Origin of the sequence: Bacteroides sp. CAG:633, from assembly GCF_000435115.1 — a bacterium.
GTDB classification, from domain to species: Bacteria; Bacteroidota; Bacteroidia; order Bacteroidales; family Bacteroidaceae; genus Bacteroides; species Bacteroides ndongoniae.
In genome coordinates this window covers 109,543-130,353 of record NZ_FR883157.1, presented here as the reverse complement: position 1 = coordinate 130,353, position 20,811 = coordinate 109,543, and the positions used below count along the sequence as shown (strand labels likewise).

The window sequence follows — 20,811 nt, the reverse complement described above, 5'->3', positions numbered from 1 at the left end:
ACTGTGAGACAAGACTTCAAAGCTGACGGAATTTCTACATTATTATATCCATAGATACGCAGAATATCTTCAATCACGTCACAGTCTCTTTGTACGTCCACACGGTAAGGCGGTACATCCAACACCAAGCCTTCGGAAGTTTCTTCCACAATCTTCATCTCCAGGCTTGAAACAATGCTCTTGATAGTTTCCGCTGGTATCGTTTTTCCTACCAGAGCATGAACCTTTTCGTAAGGCAGATCTACTCTGAAATCACTGAAATCGGCCGAACATACATCCTTGATATCACAAGAAATTGTTCCACCTGCCAGTTCCTTCACCATCAAAGCTGCCAGTTTCAGGCAATAGATTACTGAATTGGGATCGATTCCACGTTCAAAACGGAACGATGCATCAGTGTTCAACCCATGACGACGTGCAGTTTTACGCACCCATGTAGGATGGAAATAAGCACTCTCCAGGAAGACATCCTTAGTCGCTTCGGTAGAGCCTGAATTCAGTCCTCCGAACACACCGGCAATACACATGGCCTCTTCACGATTGCAAATCATCAGATCGCGTTCGCTCAGCTTGCGTTCTACGCCATCCAATGTCACAAAAGGCGTACCTTCGGACATCGTCTTTACAACAACCTCTCCACCTTTAATCATGTCGGCATCGAAACAGTGCAAAGGCTGACCGAAAGCATGAACTATATAATTGGTAATATCTACTACATTATTTATAGGGCGCAATCCGATAAGGCGCAACTTGTTCTGCAGCCACTCCGGACTTTCCTTTACTGTTACACCTTTTACCGTCACACCGGCATATCTCGGACATGCTTCGGTATTTTCTACAGTCACCTGAATATCCAAATCATGATTGTCAACAGCAAACGCCTCGACCGAAGGACGCTTCAGTGTTGCCTGCTTGCCATTCTGCACCAAGTATGCATACAGGTCACGAGCTACTCCATAATGCGAGCATGCATCCGCCCGATTCGGCGTGATGTCTACTTCGAGCACATAATCGCTTTTAATATTATAATATTCTTTGGCAGGAGTACCCGGTACGGCATTTTCCGGCAGAACAATGATTCCGGCATGATCCGTTCCGATACCAATCTCATCTTCCGCACAAATCATACCATTAGATTCCACACCACGCAGTTTCGACTTCTTAATGGTAAAACATTCGTCACCGTCATACAATTTTGTTCCCAGCGTAGCTACTACGACCTTTTGTCCTGCTGCCACATTGGGAGCGCCACATACGATCTGTACAGGTTCGCCCTGTCCCAGATTTACAGTCGTAACGTGCATATGATCCGAGTTCGGATGGGGTTCGCATGTCAGCACTTCTCCAATCACCAAACCTTCTAGACCACCTTTAATCGTCTGTACTTCTTCTACACTTCCCGTCTCAAGTCCAATCGAGGTAAGCGCAGCTGCTACTTCTTCCGGTGTCAAGTCAAAATCGACATACTCTTTCAGCCAATTATAAGAGATATTCATATTATTATTTTTTTATTGTTATCAAAAGTGACCTGCAAAGTTAATAAGAATTTTTGGTTGACAGAGAATTATGGGAGAAGAATTTCACATTCCTCCCACCTCCACTCTTCACAGCCTATACACAGACTATAAAGAATTTACTATAACTTAAATCCGGTCACATGTAAAGCGAAACCACGACCAGAACAACGCGAAGAACAAAACGTCTACAGTCTCTTCAGCAATTCTTCCAGCAACCGGTCTTTCACCTCCTGCATCGGTACTTCATGCCCCAGTTCTTTCTGAAGCGACGTAACCCCTTTGTCCACAAAGCCACAAGGATGAATATAGCTAAAATAGCGCAAATCTGTATTCACATTCAAGGCCAGCCCGTGCATAGTCACATAACGGCTGCACCGCACTCCAATGGCACAGATCTTACGTGCTGTCGGCTTGTCGCCATCAAGCCACACACCTGTAGCCTTTTCGACCCTTCCCGCAACAACACCATACGACGCACAGACAGCTATCACTGCCTCTTCCAACAACCCGATGTACGACCTTACATCCAAAGCAAACTCTTCCATATTCAGAATAGGATAACAGACTTGCTGTCCCGGTCCGTGAAAAGTAATATCACCACCCCGGTCAACATGATACAGCGTAGCTCCTATCTGGTTCAGCTGTTCTTCACCCAGCAACATATTCTGTTCCTTTCCACTACGTCCCAAAGTATATACAGGCGGATGTTCGCAAAACACAATATGATTCACATACTCAGTTCCAGCCAACTTGGCTTCCACCAGTTTGTCAAAATACTCCTTCTGCCGCTGCCATGCTTCGGCATAAGAAATCAGTTTCCAGTCTATCGGTTCTATTTTCATGGAAGCAAAAATAAAAAGTTTTTTTTCAATTCGAAAAGAATCCGAATAAATTTATATTTCGAAAATATACGCACCTCCCCTCATCCTGCCACCTTTAGAGAAAGTTCCGTCTTCCTTCCATTTTTTCCTTTTTCCATACAATTGGTTCATCAATATATTCTATATTTGTCCTTAAAGAGCATTGATCAACAAATTGATTATAAAACAAAAACTGATATGAAAAAGCAAACTGTCAGCCAATTCATCTTTCTGCTTACAGCAAGCATTTTTTTCTTCTCGTGCGGTAACAAGATGAACAAAAACACAGGTTCATTAGAGTTCGACAGCATTCAAGTAAACGAGACTGCCCACCTTTTCGGAGATACAGCCAAGCCCGCATGCAATCTGGTTATCAACTTTACATTTGCCAGCCAGTCGTCCGACCCTCGCCTAAAGGATAGCCTCAACACATATTTCCTATCTGTCTGCCTGGGCGACAAATACCTCGCCATGCAACCCGAGAAAGCCATCGAACAATATACCCAAAAATACATCAGCGATTACCGGTCCGATTTAGAGCCACTCTATCAGAAAGAGAACAATGATACTTCGTCTGATGTCGGAGCATGGTATTCCTATTATAAACACCTACAGAGCAACGTGCAATATTATGCCAAAGATCTGTTAGTATACCGTTTCCGTTACGAAGAATATACAGGAGGAGCACACGGTATATATATGACTTCCTTCCTCAATCTTGACCTCCGCACCATGCGTCCTATCCGTCTGGACGACCTCTTTGCCGAAGGATACGAAGAGTCTCTGACCGACCTGCTCTGGAACCAGCTAATGGCTATCCACAAAGTTACGTCGCGCGAAGAGCTCGAAGAAATGGGATATGCCAGCACAGGCGAGCTGACACCTACCGAGAATTTCTATCTGACCAAGGAAGGCATTACATTCTATTATAATGTATACGACATCGCTCCCTACGTAATGGGAGCCATCGAAATCAGCTTGCCGTGGGAAATGATGCAGCACTTGCTGAGCGACAGCCTTCAAATTACAGAATCCGTCAGATAAGACAAGAACAACCAGAAATTAATCTGCAACGTTAAAGCAATCAAGAAGGCAATGGACATTATTTTAAAATATTTTCCCGACCTGACAGCCGAACAAAAGACACAGTTCGCTGCTCTTTACGACCTGTATACCGACTGGAACTCTAAAATAAATGTAATCTCCCGCAAAGATATTACAAATCTATATGAGCACCATGTACTCCACTCATTAGGAATAGCCCAGGTGATCCGTTTCCGCCCCGGCACCCGTATTATGGACTTAGGCACTGGAGGGGGATTCCCGGGTATTCCGCTGGCCATTCTTTTTCCCGAATCACATTTCCATCTGGTAGACAGCATCGGGAAGAAAGTACGTGTAGCCAGCGAAGTTGCCAACAGTATCGGATTAAAGAACACGACTTTCTGCCACGAACGTGCCGAAGAAGAGAAACAGAAGTTTGATTTCGTCGTGAGCCGTGCCGTCATGCCCCTTGCCGATCTGATAAAGATCATCCGCAAAAACATTGCTTCCGAGGGGCGAAATGCCTTGCCCAACGGGCTTATCTGCCTGAAAGGTGGCGAACTGGCAAACGAGACTTTGCCATTCAAGCAAAGAACCGCCATATGGGATCTGAAAGATTATTATAAAGAAGAATTTTTCGAAACCAAAAAAGTAGTCTATACAGCCATATAAACCAGACTGCATTTTCACTTGTAAATCCTCTAATCTATAAATCAGAAAATCATACAAAAAAAAGATGAAAATTAAAAGATTTGAATTCAATATGTTCCCCGAGAACTGCTACGTGTTATGGGACGAAACGCGCGAAGCAGTTGTCATCGACCCCGGGTGCTTCTACGAAGAAGAGAAGCAGGCACTCAAAGGATTCATTACCAGCTTCCAGCTGAATATAAAACATCTGCTCAATACCCACCTGCACCTTGACCACATCTTTGGCAACCCCTTTATGCTGAAAGAATTTGGCCTGAAAGCCGAAGCCAATCAGGCCGATGAGTATTGGATAGATGAAGCTCCCAAGCAAAGCCGGATGTTTGGATTCCAGCTTCAGGAAGCTCCTGTCCCGTTAGGTAAATATCTGCACGACGGCGACATCATCACCTTCGGAAACACCCAGCTCGAAGCTATCCACGTACCCGGGCACTCACCCGGCAGCTTGGTGTACTATTGTGCCGCCGAACATTGCATGTTCTCGGGCGACGTACTATTCCAAGGCAGTATCGGACGTGCCGATCTGACGGGAGGCAACTTCGATGAACTGATAGAGCACATCTGCAGCCGCCTGTTTGTGCTACCTAATGAAACAGTTGTTTATCCAGGACACGGCGCACCCACTACCATTGGTATCGAAAAAGCCGAAAATCCATTCTTCAGATAAACCATATTATCTTGCTTGACAAAAAAGGAACCGAATTAAAAAACATTTTTAATCAATATAGATATGAAAAACGACTTATTGATCAATCGCCACATTGGGATTACTCCCCAGGATGAAGAGACTATGCTACGCAAAATAGGCGTTAGCAGCCTTGATGAACTGATAGACAAGACCATTCCGTCCAATATCCGCTTAGACAAGCCTCTCGACTTGCCCGAACCTATGACTGAATATGAATTTGCAGGCCACATTGCCCAGCTGGCCTCGAAAAACAAACTTTATACTACATATATAGGTATGGGTTGGTATGGCACCATCACCCCGGCGGTTATCCAACGCAATGTTTTCGAAAATCCAGTATGGTATACATCCTATACTCCTTATCAGACTGAAGTTTCCCAAGGACGTCTGGAAGCCCTGATGAACTTCCAGACCGCAGTATGCGACCTGACCGGAATGCCGCTCGCCAACTGCTCCCTCCTCGACGAAGGAACTGCTGCAGCCGAAGCCGTCACCATGATGTACGCTCTCCGCTCGCGCGCACAACAGAAAGAAGGAGCGAATACCGTTTTTGTAGACGAAAGCATTTTCCCGCAGACCTTGGCCGTAATGACAACCCGCGCCATCCCGCAGGGCATTCGCCTTACTGTAGGACGTTATAATGAAATGGAACTGACTCCCGACATATTTGCCTGCGTAGTTCAATACCCCAATGCCAGCGGTAACGTTGAGGATTATCGCAGTTTCGTTGAAAAAGCCCATGCTGCCGGTTGCAAAGTAGCTGTAGCTGCCGACATCCTGAGTCTGGCCCTGCTCACTCCTCCGGGCGAATGGGGTGCTGACATTGTCTTCGGATCGACACAGCGCTTGGGTACTCCGATGTTCTACGGCGGACCATCGGCTGCCTATTTTGCCACACGCGATGAATACAAACGCAACATGCCTGGACGTATCATCGGATGGTCGCGTGACAAATACGGTAAGCTGTGCTACCGCATGGCCCTACAGACACGCGAACAGCACATCAAGCGCGAGAAAGCTACATCCAATATATGTACTGCTCAAGCCCTGCTTGCCACCATGGCCGGATTCTATGCCGTATACCATGGTCAGGAAGGTATCCGCAACATAGCCGAACGCATCCATAGTATCACCGTATTCCTGGAGAAAGCGATCAGCAAACTGGGCTTCCGCCAACAGAATACACAATACTTTGATACCCTGCGTTTCGCCCTGCCCGACAATCTGTCGGCCCAGCAAATACGCACCATTGCCCTGAGCAAAGAAGTCAATCTGCGGTACTTCGACAACGGCGACGTCGGATTCAGCATCGACGAAACCACCGACATTGCCGCAGTCAATGTCCTGCTCTCCATATTCACCATTGCTGCCGAACAAGACTGGCACAAAATCACCAGCATCCCCGACAGCAGTATTCTGCAGGATACCATCAAACGTAAAACGCCGTTCCTGACTCATGAAGTATTCAACCTGTACCACACGGAAACAGAGATGATGCGCTACATCAAACGCCTGGACCGTAAAGATATATCGCTGGCACACTCCATGATTTCGCTTGGTTCGTGCACCATGAAACTGAATGCTGCAGCCGAGATGCTTCCGTTAAGCCGTCCGGAATTCATGAACATTCACCCGTTTGTCCCCGAAGACCAGGCAGAGGGTTACCATGAACTTATCAACAATTTGAGCGATGAACTGAAAGTCATCACCGGATTTGCCGGTGTCAGCCTGCAACCCAACTCCGGCGCAGCAGGCGAGTATACAGGATTGCGTGTCATCCGCGCCTATCTGGAAAGCATCGGTCAAGGCCACCGCAACAAGATTCTGATACCGGCCTCAGCCCATGGAACCAATCCCGCATCAGCCATTCAGGCTGGTTTCACCACCGTAACATGTGCCTGCGACGAACACGGCAATGTCGACATGGCAGACCTTCGTGCCAAAGCCGAAGAAAACCGTTCCGACCTTGCTGCCCTGATGATTACCTATCCTTCTACGCACGGAATCTTCGAAACCGAGATTGTAGAAATCTGCAAGATCATCCACGATTGCGGTGCACAAGTCTATATGGACGGAGCCAACATGAACGCCCAGGTCGGCCTGACCAGCCCCGGCTTCATCGGTGCCGACGTCTGCCACCTGAACCTGCACAAGACCTTTGCTTCACCTCACGGTGGCGGTGGCCCGGGTGTAGGTCCTATCTGCGTAGCCAACCACCTGGTTCCTTTCCTCCCCGGACATCACATGTTTGGCAATGCAGCCAACGAAGTTTCGTCTGCTCCGTACGGTAGTGCAGGTATTCTGCCTATCACTTATGGCTACATCCGTATGATGGGTGCCGAAGGCCTGACACGCGCCACCAAGATAGCCATACTTAATGCAAACTACCTGGCCGCTTGCCTGAACGATACTTACGGAATCGTATACCGTGGTGCTAACGGTTTTGTAGGTCACGAAATGATACTCGAATGCCGGAAGATTCACGAGGAAACAGGCATCAGCGAAAACGACATCGCCAAGCGTCTGATGGATTACGGCTATCACGCTCCTACCCTCTCATTCCCTGTTCATGGCACGTTAATGATCGAGCCAACCGAAAGCGAAAGCCTGGCCGAACTCGACAACTTCGTCCAAGTGATGCTATCCATCTGGAATGAAATTCAGGAAGTGAAAGACGGAACAGCAGACAAGGCCAACAACGTACTGGTCAACGCTCCGCATCCCGAATACGAAGTAGTAGCAGACCAATGGGATCACTGCTACAGCCGTACCAAAGCTGCCTATCCGACAGAGAATGTACGCGAAAACAAATTCTGGATCAACGTAGCCCGCGTAGACAACACTCTGGGCGACCGCAAACTGCTTCCTACACGTTATGGAACATTCGAGTAAACCGAATCCGTTAACGGAAAAGAAGTAATATATAAAGAACTGGAACTGGTTATCAATGGCATCATTGATAGCCAGTTTTTTTATACCTGCCGGTTCTGTTTTATTCCCTCCCCAACGAAAAGCAAGCCAATTTTCCTCCCCCTCCTCCTGCTACCCTTGTAAAGTATTCCTTTCGGAACACAAAAAGAGCCAATCTGGTAAACTACATTCAGAGAGAAAAACATATTTTTGCAACCTGTTTATCGGCTTCTGTTTTATCACACACCACCTCTCAGAGAAGAGAATCACACTATACAAACAGCCAGAGCGATCATACAGCTTTTTATTATTAACGTAAGATATAGACATGAGGCATTCCCTACTTTACACCATTTCGGCATGTTTATTGCTAGCCGGTTGCGACATGATAGATTATCATCCTTACGATGTACGAATAAGCGGTGAAACAAATGTCAATGCACACAATATCGAAGAAATCGAGGCACGCTGCCTGGGTAAAGACACCCTACGGATCGTCACAATGAGTGACTCACAGCGATGGTACGACGAGACGGAGGATTTTGTCGAACATCTGAATCAGCGAAACGATATTGACTTTGTGATACATGGAGGCGACATGAGCGACTTCGGAGTCACCAACGAATTCCTGTGGCAACGCGACATTATGAATAAGCTGAACATACCCTACGTCACGCTGATTGGCAACCACGACTGTCTGGGAACTGGCGAAGAAGCCTACAGAGCCATTTTCGGTAATCCCAATTTCAGTTTCATTGCCGGACGTGTCAAGTTTGTCTGCCTGAATACCAATGCCCTCGAAAACGACTATTCGCAGCCCATCCCCGACTTCGAATTTCTGGAAAACGAAATTCACAACCGCAGGGATGAATTTGACAAGACTGTCATATCCATGCACGTACGCCCGTATGCCGACCAGTTCAACAACAATGTGGCACGGGTATTCGAACGGTATGTCATCGAGTTTCCAGGCATTCAGTTTTGTACTGCAGGCCACGAACATCATCTTTTTGAAGAAGAACTTTTCGAGGATGGAATCATGTATTATATGAGCGACTGCATGAAACACCGCAACTATTATATTTTCACCATAACACCTGAAGGCTATGAAAGAGAAGTGGTATATTATTAAAAAAGGCATTCCCTATTGCCTTGCTCTACTCCTGTCCGCATTCGCATTTCCGCTTCAGGCACAAATAGAGCAGGAAGACAGCATAAGAATCACCTATCGCGAACCCGCCGATTCTTCCACCATCCAGCAGGCAGAACTTCAGCACGATACCGTCTGGATAGTAAAACACGATACGATATGGGCACCACCGACCGACGAAGACATGCCACAGTATCAAAACAAATACGACCATCGCATCCGCCGCTACCGCAACCGCTGGGAAGCCCTGATACCTGTATACAGCAAAATTCAGTTTGCAGGCAATATAGGCCTCGTATCGGTGGGACCCGGTTGGGACTATGGACGTCACAATCAGTGGGAGACAGACATGCTTTTCGGCATTCTGCCTAAATATGAATCGAGGAAAGCCAAACTTACCTTCACTTTAAAACAAAATTATATCCCCTGGGACTTACGCATCAAAGAAAGTCCGTTCAGCATCAACCCGCTTACGTGCGGCATGTATGTGAATACCGTATTTGGTGATGACTTCTGGGTGAACGAGCCGGACCGTTATCCTAAAGGTTATTATGGCTTTTCGTCCAAAATACGCTTTCATGTTTTCTTAGGGCAACGAGTCACGTTCAACATCGACCAAAAACATCGGTTTATGGCTAAGCAAATCAGTCTGTTCTACGAAATCAGCACATGCGACCTCTACGTGATAAGCGCATTTACCAACAAATATCTGAAACCCAAAGATTACCTGAGCCTTTCATTCGGCATAAAGATGCAGCTGATATAAACTGGATGTACGCCACCGACCTGCCAAGAGATTTTTTATAACCCAAGCGCAACGAGGCAAAAAGAGCAAGGCTCTGTAGCTCAAACGCTTGCAGTTTCCATTCGTTCCCTACCTTGGAAACTGTCGTTTCCTCTTTGGGGAACGGCCGTAACCTCCTTGGGGAACGAGAGTTTCCCCTTGAGGGAACGGACGTAACCCCAGGAGGATACGGACATAACCCCACGGGAATTCGGACATAACCCCACTGTTATCCCTGACGGAAACCTGCGGTTGGAAAATAAAGAGCAAAGCCGCGCGTACCGCAATCGGGCAACTTCCAGTCCATCGTCGAAAATATCCTCCGGACAAAGCTTGCGTTTCAGATTTAATTCGTACTTTTACCCTCTCTGTAAAGGCTCTCCAAGCATATGGCTCGCGAAGCCCGAATAAACAAAGCTTACCAGAAATAAGGATGAACAGAAAATACGGAAAGATTCTCATAGTTGACGACAACCAGGGAGTACTCGCAGCATTGCAATTACTGCTAAAGCCCTACTTCGATACCATAAAAGTACTTTCTTCGCCTGTCACACTGCCCTCCGTCATCAACGAGGAAAAATGGCAAATAATCCTGCTCGACATGAATTTCACAGCAGGCATCAGCACGGGCAATGAAGGGCTCTACTGGCTGCACGAAATCAAAAAGGCTGCCCCCAAGCTGCCCGTTGTGCTCTTTACTGCCTATGCCGATATTGACTTAGCCGTGCGGGGCATGAAAGAGGGAGCGGCCGACTTCATCGTCAAGCCCTGGGACAACCGCAAAGTCATCGAAACCCTGATACGTGCCATAGAAGACGGGCAACCGGCCAACAACACCGACCGGAAAAAACCGAAAACAGAAAAAGACAGCATGTATTGGGGAGAAAGTCCTGCCATGAAGCACTTGCAGCTACTGGTGCAGAAAGTAGCCGCAACCGATGCCAACATACTGATAACCGGCGAAAACGGTACCGGCAAAGAAATGCTGGCACGCGAAATACACCGCCTGTCCCACCGCCACCAGCACGAAATGGTGTGCGTAGATATGGGGGCCATCACCGAGAGTCTGTTCGAAAGCGAGCTTTTCGGCCACATCAAAGGCGCTTACACCGACGCACATGCCGACCGTGCCGGCAAGTTTGAATCGGCCGACCAAAGTACCCTCTTCCTGGACGAAATAGGCAACCTGCCCTATCACCTGCAAGCCAAACTGCTGACAGCCATCCAGCGCCGCAGCATTGTCCGTGTAGGCAGCAACACCCCGGTTCCGGTCAACATCCGCCTGATTTGCGCCACCAACCGCAATCTTCAGGACATGGTGCAAAGGAACGAATTCCGCGAAGACCTGTTGTACAGAATCAACACGATACATCTGGAAATCCCGCCGCTCAGGCAACGCCCCGAGGACATTGTCCCGCTGGCCGAAATGTTCATTACCCGCTTCTGCAAACGCTACGACAAGCCGCTGGTCAGCCTCACCGAAAGTGCCCAAGCCAAGCTGAAGCAGCATCCCTGGTATGGCAACATCCGCGAGCTGGAACACACCATCGAAAAGGCCGTCATCATCTGCGATGACACCTGCTTGCCTGCCGAGCTGTTTCAACTGACCTCCCATCAGGAGAAAAGTCCGGAAATGCCGGCCTCGACCTTGGAAGAAATGGAGTTCAAGATGATTCGCAAAGCACTGGACAGCTGCAACGGCAACCTGTCTGCCGTAGCCGCCCAACTGGGAATCAGCCGCCAGACCCTATACAATAAAATGAAGAAGTTCGGACTCTAACAAACTGTTACGCGAATGAAGGAAAAAGATCCAAGACAATACTATCCGTTCCGGGTGGGCGTCAGTCTGCTGGTGACTTTCATGGCAGGTTTCTTCTGGGCAACGCTCCTGTGGCATCCCCTGCCCCTCCCAAGATTCCTTAATCCTACCTTTTGGGCTCTTGTGTTCACCGCCCTCTTGCCCGTCGCCCTATACTGGCAACACCGGCTTTACCGCCGCCACATACGCAACGTACTCTTTTTGCTCGACGCCATTGAAAACAATGACAACTCCATCCACTTCAACGAGGACGACCACAACCGGGAAAACCGAATTGTCAACCGGGCATTGAACAAAGTGGCATGCATCCTGCACAACGTCAAGAAAGAAACCATCCAAAAGGAGAAATACTACGAGCTGATTCTGGGCTGTGTCAACACCGGCATCGTAGTGCTGAACGAAAACGGAGCCGTCTATCAAAAGAACGATGAAGCCCTACGGCTGCTGGGCATCAATGTGTTCACCCACGTCAAGCAGCTTAGCCGCGTCGACTCCCGACTGACGGACACCATCAGCCAATGCCGCCCGGGCGACAAACTGCAGATTGCTTTCAGCAACGAGCGCGGCACGGTCAACCTGTCCGTACGCGTCAGCGGTATAGTAGTTCGCGACGAGCCCCTGCGCATTCTTGCCCTGAACGACATCAACAACGAACTGGACGAAAAAGAAATCGATTCATGGATCAGGCTCACCCGTGTCCTGACACACGAAATCATGAATGCAGTGACTCCCATCACCTCGCTAAGCGATACGTTGCTGCACCTTGTCGCCCAACCGGGCAAAGCGGACGAAGCCTCAACCCCAACGGTAGAGGAAGAAGTACGCAACGGACTGCAAACCATCAGCAGTACCGGCAAAGGATTGCTCGCATTTGTTGAAACCTACCGGAAGTTCACCCGAATCCCGACGCCGGAGCCATCGCTGTTCTACGCCAAAGGATTCATTACACGAATGATCGAGTTGGCTCGGCACCAGCATCCCGACGCACACATCACATTCCAGACCGATGTCGCCCCCGAGGACCTCATCATCTATGCCGACGAAAACCTGATAGCGCAAGTCGTCATCAACATTCTGAAAAATGCCATACAGGCCATCGAGTCATCTCCCAACAAGGAAGCCGACACGGGTTGCATACGCATACGCGCCTATTGCAACGACTCCGAAGCCATATTCATAGAGATTTCGAACAACGGGCCGCTGATTCCTCAGGAGATTGCCGAACACATCTTCATCCCCTTCTTCACGACCAAAGAGGGCGGAAGCGGCATCGGCTTAAGCATATCCAGACAAATCATGCGCCTGTCGGGTGGCAGCATTTCCCTTTTGCCCGGAAAAAAAACCACCTTTGTTTTAAAATTCAACTAAAGTTTGCTATCTTTGTATTCTCCTAACAATTTATTATTCAACAACATGATTTTTACAGCAGAAAACATTCTTCTTATCGGTTCTATTTTACTTTTTGTCAGTATCGTTGTCGGAAAGACCGGCTACCGTTTCGGTGTACCGGCCTTGTTGCTCTTCCTCATGGTGGGCATGGCCTTTGGCAGCGACGGACTGGGCTTGCAGTTCCACAATGCACAGGAGGCACAGTTCATTGGTATGGTTGCCCTGAGCGTCATCCTGTTTTCGGGCGGAATGGACACCAAGATAAGCGAGATTCGCCCCATCCTGTGGCCGGGCATCGTATTGTCAACCGCGGGCGTACTGCTTACAGCCCTGTTCACCGGACTCTTCATCTGGTGGCTTTCGGGCATGAGCTGGACCAACATTCACTTCCCGCTTATCACCAGTTTGCTGCTGGCCGCTACCATGTCTTCTACCGATTCGGCCTCCGTATTCGCCATACTGCGTTCGCAGAAGATAAACCTGAGACACAATCTGCGCCCCATGCTCGAACTGGAAAGCGGAAGCAACGACCCGATGGCCTACATGCTTACCATCGTACTGATACAGTTCATCCAGTCGTCGGGGATGGAAACCGCACACATACTGGGCTCGTTCATCGTGCAGTTCATCGTCGGAGCCGGAGCCGGCTATCTGCTGGGGAAACTGGCCATCCTCATCCTGAACAGAATCAACATCGATAACCAGGCGCTCTACCCGATTTTGCTGCTGGCATTCGTATTCTTTACCTTCTCCCTGACCGACCTGCTGAAGGGGAACGGTTATCTGGCTGTTTACATAGCCGGTATGATGGTGGGTAACGCCAAGATTATGTATAGGAAAGAAATATATACCTTTATGGACGGACTGACATGGCTGTTCCAGATCATCATGTTCCTGTGCCTGGGACTTCTGGTCAACCCGCACGAAATGCTCGAAGTAGCCTGCGTAGCCTTGCTCATCGGTGTATTCATGATTCTGATAGGCCGTCCGCTCAGCGTCTTCCTTTGCCTGCTGCCTTTCGGCAAAAAAATAACGCTCAAATCGCGCCTATTCATCTCATGGGTCGGACTGCGCGGAGCTGTTCCCATTATTTTTGCCACCTATCCCGTAGTAGCCAATGTGCCGGGCTCTGATGCCATCTTCAACATTGTCTTCTTCATCACCATCGTCTCGCTCATCATCCAGGGAACTACCGTATCGCGGGCTGCCCGATTGCTGGGCCTCTCCATCCCGATGCCCAAAACAGGCAACGACTTCGGTGTGGAACTGCCCGATGAGATAGACTCCGACCTGAAAGATATGACCGTCACTCCGGAAATACTGGCACAGGGCGACACCCTGAAAGACATGAACCTGCCTCAGGGAACACTGGTGATGATTGTAAAAAGAGGCGACGAATACCTCATTCCCAATGGAAGCCTGAAGCTGCATGTAGGCGATAAGCTACTGCTCATTTCGGAGAAAAGTAAAAACTAAAAAACATGAACTGCTTGTTTCGCATTGGTATAAGCCCTATATTTGCACGGTTTTAACTAAAGTGTGCCGATTTAACAAATGGAACAGAAACAGCAGTTCATTGACTACATTGAGCAAAGCATCATACAAAACTGGGACAGAAATGCCCTGACAGATTATAAAGGCGCCACATTGCAATACAAAGATGTTGCCCGGAAAATAGCCAAATTCCACATCGTATTGGAAAGTGCCAACATTAAGCCCGGCGATAAGATTGCCGTTTGCGGACGCAACAGCGCACATTGGGCCGTGACTTTTCTTGCAACCCTGACCTATGGTGCAGTCATTGTCCCCATACTTCACGAATTCAAGGCTGACAACATACACAACATTGTCAACCACTCCGAAGCCAAGCTGATGTTTGTCGGCGACCAGATATGGGAAAACCTGAACGAAGACGCCATGCCGCTGCTGCTGGGCATTGTGCTGATGCCGGAATTCAACCCGGTAGTCTGCCGCGACGAACGGCTGATGGAAGCGTTCGAGCATCGCAATGCCATCTACGGGCAACGCTACCCCAAGAATTTCCGTCCGGAACACATCTGCTACCGCAAAGAGGCTTCACCCGAAGAACTGGCGGTCATCAACTATACATCAGGCACAACAGGCTATTCGAAAGGAGTCATGCTGCCCTATCGCAGCCTGTGGTCCAACATTGCTTATTGCCACGAAATGTTGCCTGTTCGCCCGGGCGACCACATCGTATCCATGCTTCCGTTGGGACATGTATTCGGCATGGTATATGATTTCCTGTACGGATTCTCTGCCGGTGCCCATCTGTACTTTCTTACCCGTATGCCGTCGCCCAAGATTATCGCACAGTCTTTCGCAGAAATCAGGCCACGAGTCATCTCCTGCGTACCGCTCATTGTCGAGAAAATCATCAAGAAGGATATTCTGCCTCGTGTCGACAACCGTATTGGAAAACTGCTGCTGCGGATGCCCATCATCAACGACCACATCAAGGCCGATGCCCGCAAGAAGGCAATGGAAATATTCGGTGGCAACTTTGACGAAATCATCATCGGAGGAGCACCGTTCAATGCCGATGTCGAACGCTTCCTGAAATCCATCGGCTTCCCCTACACCATTGCCTATGGTATGACAGAATGCGGTCCTATCATCTGTTCGAGCCGTTGGGAAACCCTGAAACTGGCCTCCTGCGGCAAAGCAACTTCACGAATGGAAGTCAAGATTGACTCCAGCGACCCGCAACATGTAGCAGGCGAAATCGTCTGCCGCGGAGCCAATCTGATGCTGGGTTACTATAAAAATCCGGAAGCCACAGCGCAAATCATCGACGCGAACGGCTGGTTGCACACCGGCGACCTGGGCACCATGGACAAAGACGGTTACGTCACCGTCAGAGGACGCAGCAAGAACATGTTGCTTACAGCCAGCGGACAGAACATCTATCCGGAGGAAATAGAAAGCAAACTGAACAACATGCCTTATGTATCCGAGTCGCTGGTTGTCCTGCAGAAAGACAAACTTGTAGCACTTATCTATCCCGACTTCGACGATGCTTTCGCCCATGGCCTGCAACAGAAAGACATCGAAGGCATCATGGAAAACAACCGGATAGAACTGAACCAGCAACTGCCTGCTTATTGCCAGATAACGAAAGTCAAGATTCACTTTGAAGAGTTTGAGAAAACTGCGAAGAAAAGCATCAAGCGTTTCATGTATCAGGAAGCAAAAGGATGATCACTCCTTCCCTCCTATCAGTACATGCAGCAAAGCTTTTCTGGTAATCCGCCATATATAAAAACTGCACCGGACTGTAGACATTCGATTCTATGAGTCCGGTGCAGTTTTTCTTTTCAGCTCTGTTCGGGTCAGCCGTTTTTCAGCACATCGTCTTTATCGGGTGCATCCGGTTCGGGAGTAGCATCCGGCTGAAAAGGATTGAAATAGTAAATGCCTAACCGGTCAAGCAGTTTCAGAAATCTGGGCAGCTTCTGCATAAACAGGCTGCAGTCTTTCTTTTTTGCCGGTGTCCATGCCGACTCGGCAACAGCTGCCAGACGGGGAAACGTCATAAAGTCAAGTCTCTTCTCATCGGCCACACGCTCGGTCCACATACTGAACTGAAGGCCCATCAGCTGATCTTCATAGCCTTGTGCCAAATGTATGATCGGTTCCGGAAAACGGCAAATATCCTCTATCGGATTATAACCGTCCCAGAAACGTCCTACCGTATGTTGGCCGTACTGCACAAAGTCACCATACAACGGTCGGCGCGGGGTCATAATGACTTTGTACCCGTTTTCCAGGGCCTTTACCAACTGATGTTTTCTGTCGTGACGCCACCACATGACTACAGCTTTCTCGGGTGACACGCCTGCATCCACAATCTCATCCCAGCCAATCATGGTCTTTCCTTTCGAAGCCAGCATGTCGGCTATCCGACGGATAAAATAATGCTCAAGTCCTACCTCATTGCCCAGATTCTTGTCCTTGATGAATTGCTGAATCTCCGGATCGGTATACCAGCTCTGGTTTCCGAAATGTACTTCGTCGCCACCTACATGAATATAGGGTGACGGAAAAAGGGAAATAATCTCGTCGAAAATATGGCTGATAAACTCAAAGGTTTCTTCCTTGCAGGGATGAAAAGTGAAACCTTCCCACTTTCCCTCACCTCCACCGGACACTTCGGGATAGGAACGGCAGACGGCTGTAGCATGTCCGGGCATATCAAATTCCGGAAGAATCATGATATGACGCTCGGCAGCATAAGACACTATTTCGCGTATATCGTCCTGGGTATAGAATTGAGCCGATGCCTTCGGGTCGTGCCAGTTTCCTACAGCGCCTTCGGAGGTAAGCTTCGGATACTTCTTGATTTCGATTCTCCAGCCCGGTTCGTCAGTCAGATGCCAGTGAAAAACATTCAACTTCAGCGAAGCCATCATGTCAAGATACTGCTTGACCTTCTCCTTACCAAAGAAATGACGGCTTTCGTCGAGCATAAAGCCTCTCCAGGAATACCGCGGAGCATCTTCAATCCTGCAACATCTGATTTTTCCTCCAGCCGTCTCAGCCAACTGCAGGAATGTCTCTTTAGCATAAAACAGTCCTGCTGCCGACGAAGCATTCAAAACAACCTTGGCAGGAGTTACCTCCATCGTATAGCCTTCATCAGGCAAACCGGCAAGTTCATTCAGTTCCAGAAATACCTCTCCCGATGCCCGGGTATCTGCGGATATCTCTTTCAGTTCCTCGCCTAACTTCCCGGCCAGCAACGCTGCATATCCTCCGTTACTGCCAATCTGGAGGTTCCTGCCAACCATGAAATAACCTTCTGCTTTCCGGACCTCTACCGGTGTCGGGAATAAAGGAACCTGAGACACCATCGGCAAGCTGAGTAGGCATGCCATTGCCACAATAACGATTCTTCTTTCTAAATTTCTGATCTTCATGTCACACTGATTTTTCTAAATGTTGTTTTCCACATATTCAGGGTTCACTCCTGTTGCACCCGAAGAGTCAGCAAACACAGACAAGCGGTACTGAACAACGACTTAACAGGCATGACAAAAATACAGATAAAATCTAAAAGAATAGCCTAACCGAACAACTGTTTCCTGACAATGGACGTTAGTGTCATAACTATGGACTTTAGCGGCATAACTATAGACTTTAGCGACGTAACTATGGACTTTAGGAACCCTAACTACGGACAAAAAAAATCCCTCCTGCAACCCGTAGAAAAACAGGCTGCAGGAGGGGAAAAATAATATCAGAGTTCTATCAGATGCCTAAAGAAGCACGAACAGCCTCAACTTTCTTCTCAGCCTCGGCATTAGCACTTGCATAACATTTCGGACATCCCATTTCGCCTTTTACTTCAATATAGAACTTAATCTTAGGTTCTGTTCCCGACGGACGAACAGAAATCTTCGTTCCGTCTTCGGTAAAGTACTGAAGAACATTGGAAGATTCAGGCATATTCAGATCGGTCACCTGACCAGCTGCATCAGTCATCTTCAATGTCTTGTAGTCCTTTATCACGCAGACTTTCGATCCACCGATTTCCTTAGGAGGATTAGCACGGAAGTTGTCCATCATGGCCTTGATCTCTTCGGCGCCGCTCTTACCGGGTTTTACCACATTTACTGTAGTTTCCTTCGAGAAACCGTATTCTACATAAATACCCATCAAGATATCGTACAGTGTCTTACCCTGATCCTTAGCCCAAGCACAGATTTCGGCCAGCAAAGAGCAAGCAGAAACTGCATCTTTATCACGCACGAAGTCTTCGGCCAGGAAACCGTAGCTTTCTTCACCACCGCCAATGTATTGTTGCTTGCCTTCACGCAAACGGATTTCACGGGCAATCCACTTGAATCCGGTGTAGCAGTCGAGCATCTCAACCTTGTTCTTATCAGCCACAGCCTTAATAAGCTCGGTAGTTACAATTGTCTTCACGATGAAGTCGCCCGGCTGCATCTTACCAGTAGCCAAACGGTTCTTAATAATATAATAAAGGAATAACAGACAAGTCTGGTTACCGTTAATCAGTACCCATTCGCCCTTGTCGTCCTTACATGCCATACCTACACGGTCGGCATCCGGGTCGCTCGCCATTACAATGTCAGCATTAATTTCCTTAGCCAACTTGATAGCCAACGTCAGAGCTTCTGCATTTTCCGGATTGGGCGAAACTACTGTCGGGAAGTTACCGTCCTTCACCATCTGAGACTCTACACAATGGATATTCTCAAATCCCCACAACTTCAGCGAAGCCGGAATCAAGGCACGGCCTGCACCATGCAGAGGAGTATAAACAATACTTAAATCCTTCTGACGTTTGATAACTTCGGGATCGATAGAGATTGAATGTACCTGATCCAGATAAGCCTTATCAACATCTTCACCGATAATCTGAATCAGATCTTTATTTCCATTAAATTTGATATCAGCTACAGTTACTTTGTTCACTTCATCAATAATTGCAGTATCGTGCGGTGCCAATACTTGGGCGCCATCATCCCAATAAGCTTTATAGCCATTGTATTCGCGCGGGTTATGACTTGCCGTAATATTAATACCACTCTGACAACCCAAGTGACGGATAGCAAACGATACTTCCGGAGTAGGACGCAAATCATCGAACAAATAGACTTTAATGCCATTGGCCGAGAAAATATCAGCAGAAATCTCTGCAAACTTACGGCTGTTATTACGGCAATCGTGACCTACTACTACTGAAATCTGACCTTTTCCTGCAAAACATTTATTCAAATAATTGGCCAATCCCTGAGTAGCCAGACCCACTGTATAGATATTCATGCGATTACTTCCGGCTCCCATAATGCCACGCAATCCACCTGTACCAAATTCCAGATCCTTATAAAAACTTTCGATCAGTTCTGTCTTATCCTGGTTTTCCAACATTTTTCTTACTTCGGCCTGAGTTTCGGCATCATAAGCCGGGGTAAGCCACTGTTCAGCTTTCTCAGTCACCTGCTTAATCAGTTCTTGATTTTCCATAATACAAAATTTATTTATTTAAAGATTTTACAATTCATATGTTCTTTACCAACAGATATATTCAAAACTTGTTTGCTACAAAGATAAACACATAAAATGAATTAACAAATTATTCAGGTATTTTATATCTGTCGCCTGTCTGCTTCACATATTCTTCCAAAAATTCTTTCGGATATCCGGGTCGAGTAACACCAGCTGGCCGTCCAATGGCATTACGCTCAAACTTTCCATCTTTCATCCGACGTACCACACCGTCGTTATACTTCACAACCAAGAATTCGCCAAGACGCTTCCAAGTCTCCCACGTACTTTGGGCCGTCATGTTCGTATAATTGGTCAGGAATTGTTTGGCTTTTACCGGATCGGTTTCCAGCAAACGGGCGGCGGCAGCTTCTACACCTTCCTGAGCGTTATTGAATGTCGTCTCCAGTTCAGCCTGAGCAGCCCGAACGTCATCAATCATCAAGTCGTAACGCGGATATACCATATTGGCCACCCAGTTGAATATCCAGAAAGAAGAATTCCAGGAGAAAGTAATATAATCTGCACCATCAACAGGTGTATAGCATACAGGAACCTTGTCGGTACAGCAGTATACGGGTGTAAACACTGTCATGTTGGCATCATCTACTCCGAACCAAAGTACGCCACCAATAGGATCGGGCATGTCTGAGCGCATCTGCGCTACAAATACAAAACCGCTCTGCTGTGTAGAGATAGGACGTTCATTAAAGTATTTCACCCCATTGACTTCGAAATCGAGTGGAGACAGACGATAAGGAGTGTGATACGGACCTGCACCAAAATCCTTGCTTAGGTCAAGCGGCGTACCTTCGTAATGATCGCGCATGGCATTCTTTACATCCTGTACAGAAATCTTCCGGTTCGGCTTTACGTAAAGCGGCATCGGTGTATCACTCTTTCCTTC

15 protein-coding genes (1 of these 15 only partly in view) are annotated in these 20,811 nt (G+C 47.9%); 10 read left to right on the top strand and 5 right to left on the bottom strand.

Annotated elements, in window-relative coordinates; genetic code table 11:
- Both pheT and lipB read right to left on the bottom strand, forming a co-directional pair.
- On the bottom strand, positions 1-1,496 hold the 5' portion of the coding sequence (gene pheT, locus QVP67_RS15590) for a phenylalanine--tRNA ligase subunit beta (RefSeq protein WP_022164484.1). The gene continues 997 nt to the left of window position 1, outside the view; the window shows 1,496 of its 2,493 coding nt (coding positions 1-1,496); it begins with the start codon at positions 1,494-1,496; the stop codon falls past the left edge of the window.
- Positions 1,497-1,702: 206 nt separating this feature from the next.
- Positions 1,703-2,359, bottom strand: a complete 657-nt coding sequence (gene lipB, locus QVP67_RS15585) for a lipoyl(octanoyl) transferase LipB (RefSeq protein WP_022164483.1) — start codon at positions 2,357-2,359, stop codon at positions 1,703-1,705.
- Between the two features lie 216 nt (positions 2,360-2,575).
- Between lipB and QVP67_RS15580 the strand changes: the two genes are divergently transcribed.
- The 10 genes from QVP67_RS15580 to QVP67_RS15535 all read left to right on the top strand — a co-directional run bounded on the left by QVP67_RS15580 (position 2,576) and on the right by QVP67_RS15535 (position 16,091).
- Positions 2,576-3,421 carry a DUF3298 and DUF4163 domain-containing protein gene (locus QVP67_RS15580; protein WP_022164482.1) on the top strand — a complete coding sequence of 282 codons (846 nt, stop codon included), beginning with the start codon at positions 2,576-2,578 and terminating at the stop codon, positions 3,419-3,421.
- A 51-nt stretch (positions 3,422-3,472) separates the two neighbouring features.
- Positions 3,473-4,093, top strand: a complete 621-nt coding sequence (rsmG, locus tag QVP67_RS15575) for a 16S rRNA (guanine(527)-N(7))-methyltransferase RsmG (protein ID WP_022164481.1) — start codon at positions 3,473-3,475, stop codon at positions 4,091-4,093.
- 64 nt (positions 4,094-4,157) lie between these two features.
- Positions 4,158-4,796 (top strand): MBL fold metallo-hydrolase, encoded by a 639-nt coding sequence (locus QVP67_RS15570; protein ID WP_071149180.1) that lies wholly within the window; start codon positions 4,158-4,160, stop codon positions 4,794-4,796.
- 63 nt (positions 4,797-4,859) lie between these two features.
- Entirely contained in the window at positions 4,860-7,709 is a 2,850-nt protein-coding gene (gene gcvP / locus QVP67_RS15565) for an aminomethyl-transferring glycine dehydrogenase (RefSeq protein WP_022164479.1), read from the top strand.
- A gap of 346 nt (positions 7,710-8,055) precedes the next feature.
- On the top strand, positions 8,056-8,859 hold the full coding sequence (locus QVP67_RS15560) for a metallophosphoesterase family protein (RefSeq protein WP_022164478.1): 804 nt from the start codon (positions 8,056-8,058) through the stop codon (positions 8,857-8,859).
- Positions 8,834-9,643 carry a hypothetical protein gene (locus tag QVP67_RS15555; RefSeq protein ID WP_022164477.1) on the top strand — a complete coding sequence of 270 codons (810 nt, stop codon included), beginning with the start codon at positions 8,834-8,836 and terminating at the stop codon, positions 9,641-9,643. The genes QVP67_RS15560 and QVP67_RS15555 overlap by 26 nt, the downstream gene beginning before the upstream one ends.
- 451 nt (positions 9,644-10,094) lie before the next feature.
- Entirely contained in the window at positions 10,095-11,441 is a 1,347-nt protein-coding gene (locus QVP67_RS15550; RefSeq protein WP_022164476.1) for a sigma-54-dependent transcriptional regulator, read from the top strand.
- A gap of 15 nt (positions 11,442-11,456) precedes the next feature.
- Positions 11,457-12,848: a sensor histidine kinase gene (locus QVP67_RS15545; protein WP_022164475.1), complete on the top strand. Its 1,392-nt coding sequence runs from the start codon at positions 11,457-11,459 to the stop codon at positions 12,846-12,848.
- A gap of 45 nt (positions 12,849-12,893) precedes the next feature.
- Positions 12,894-14,345, top strand: coding sequence for a potassium/proton antiporter (locus tag QVP67_RS15540; RefSeq protein ID WP_288180307.1), 1,452 nt, complete (start codon positions 12,894-12,896; stop codon positions 14,343-14,345).
- A 78-nt stretch (positions 14,346-14,423) separates the two neighbouring features.
- Positions 14,424-16,091, top strand: coding sequence for a long-chain fatty acid--CoA ligase (locus QVP67_RS15535; protein WP_022164473.1), 1,668 nt, complete (start codon positions 14,424-14,426; stop codon positions 16,089-16,091).
- 131 nt (positions 16,092-16,222) lie between these two features.
- Here QVP67_RS15535 and QVP67_RS15530 read toward each other — a convergent pair whose 3' ends face one another.
- The 3 genes from QVP67_RS15530 to QVP67_RS15520 form a co-directional block, all read right to left on the bottom strand.
- On the bottom strand, positions 16,223-17,767 hold the full coding sequence (locus tag QVP67_RS15530) for a beta-N-acetylhexosaminidase (protein ID WP_441293849.1): 1,545 nt from the start codon (positions 17,765-17,767) through the stop codon (positions 16,223-16,225).
- Positions 17,768-18,140: 373 nt separating this feature from the next.
- Positions 18,141-19,883 carry a phospho-sugar mutase gene (locus QVP67_RS15525; protein ID WP_022164470.1) on the bottom strand — a complete coding sequence of 581 codons (1,743 nt, stop codon included), beginning with the start codon at positions 19,881-19,883 and terminating at the stop codon, positions 18,141-18,143.
- Between the two features lie 109 nt (positions 19,884-19,992).
- A partial coding sequence (locus tag QVP67_RS15520; RefSeq protein WP_288180306.1) for a C69 family dipeptidase occupies positions 19,993-20,811 on the bottom strand: 819 nt, incomplete at its 5' end.

Bases quoted from the DNA above. Each gene is read 5' to 3' on its own strand.
- lipB (WP_022164483.1), bottom strand. From the start codon at position 2,359: ATGAAAATAGAACCGATAGACTGGAAACTGATTTCTTATGCCGAAGCA.
- QVP67_RS15580 (WP_022164482.1), top strand. From the start codon at position 2,576: ATGAAAAAGCAAACTGTCAGCCAATTCATCTTTCTGCTTACAGCAAGC.
- rsmG (WP_022164481.1), top strand. From the start codon at position 3,473: ATGGACATTATTTTAAAATATTTTCCCGACCTGACAGCCGAACAAAAG.
- QVP67_RS15570 (WP_071149180.1), top strand. From the start codon at position 4,158: ATGAAAATTAAAAGATTTGAATTCAATATGTTCCCCGAGAACTGCTAC.
- gcvP (WP_022164479.1), top strand. From the start codon at position 4,860: ATGAAAAACGACTTATTGATCAATCGCCACATTGGGATTACTCCCCAG.
- QVP67_RS15560 (WP_022164478.1), top strand. From the start codon at position 8,056: ATGAGGCATTCCCTACTTTACACCATTTCGGCATGTTTATTGCTAGCC.
- QVP67_RS15555 (WP_022164477.1), top strand. From the start codon at position 8,834: ATGAAAGAGAAGTGGTATATTATTAAAAAAGGCATTCCCTATTGCCTT.
- QVP67_RS15550 (WP_022164476.1), top strand. From the start codon at position 10,095: ATGAACAGAAAATACGGAAAGATTCTCATAGTTGACGACAACCAGGGA.
- QVP67_RS15545 (WP_022164475.1), top strand. From the start codon at position 11,457: ATGAAGGAAAAAGATCCAAGACAATACTATCCGTTCCGGGTGGGCGTC.
- QVP67_RS15540 (WP_288180307.1), top strand. From the start codon at position 12,894: ATGATTTTTACAGCAGAAAACATTCTTCTTATCGGTTCTATTTTACTT.
- QVP67_RS15535 (WP_022164473.1), top strand. From the start codon at position 14,424: ATGGAACAGAAACAGCAGTTCATTGACTACATTGAGCAAAGCATCATA.
- QVP67_RS15530 (WP_441293849.1), bottom strand. From the start codon at position 17,767: ATGGCATGCCTACTCAGCTTGCCGATGGTGTCTCAGGTTCCTTTATTC.
- QVP67_RS15525 (WP_022164470.1), bottom strand. From the start codon at position 19,883: ATGGAAAATCAAGAACTGATTAAGCAGGTGACTGAGAAAGCTGAACAG.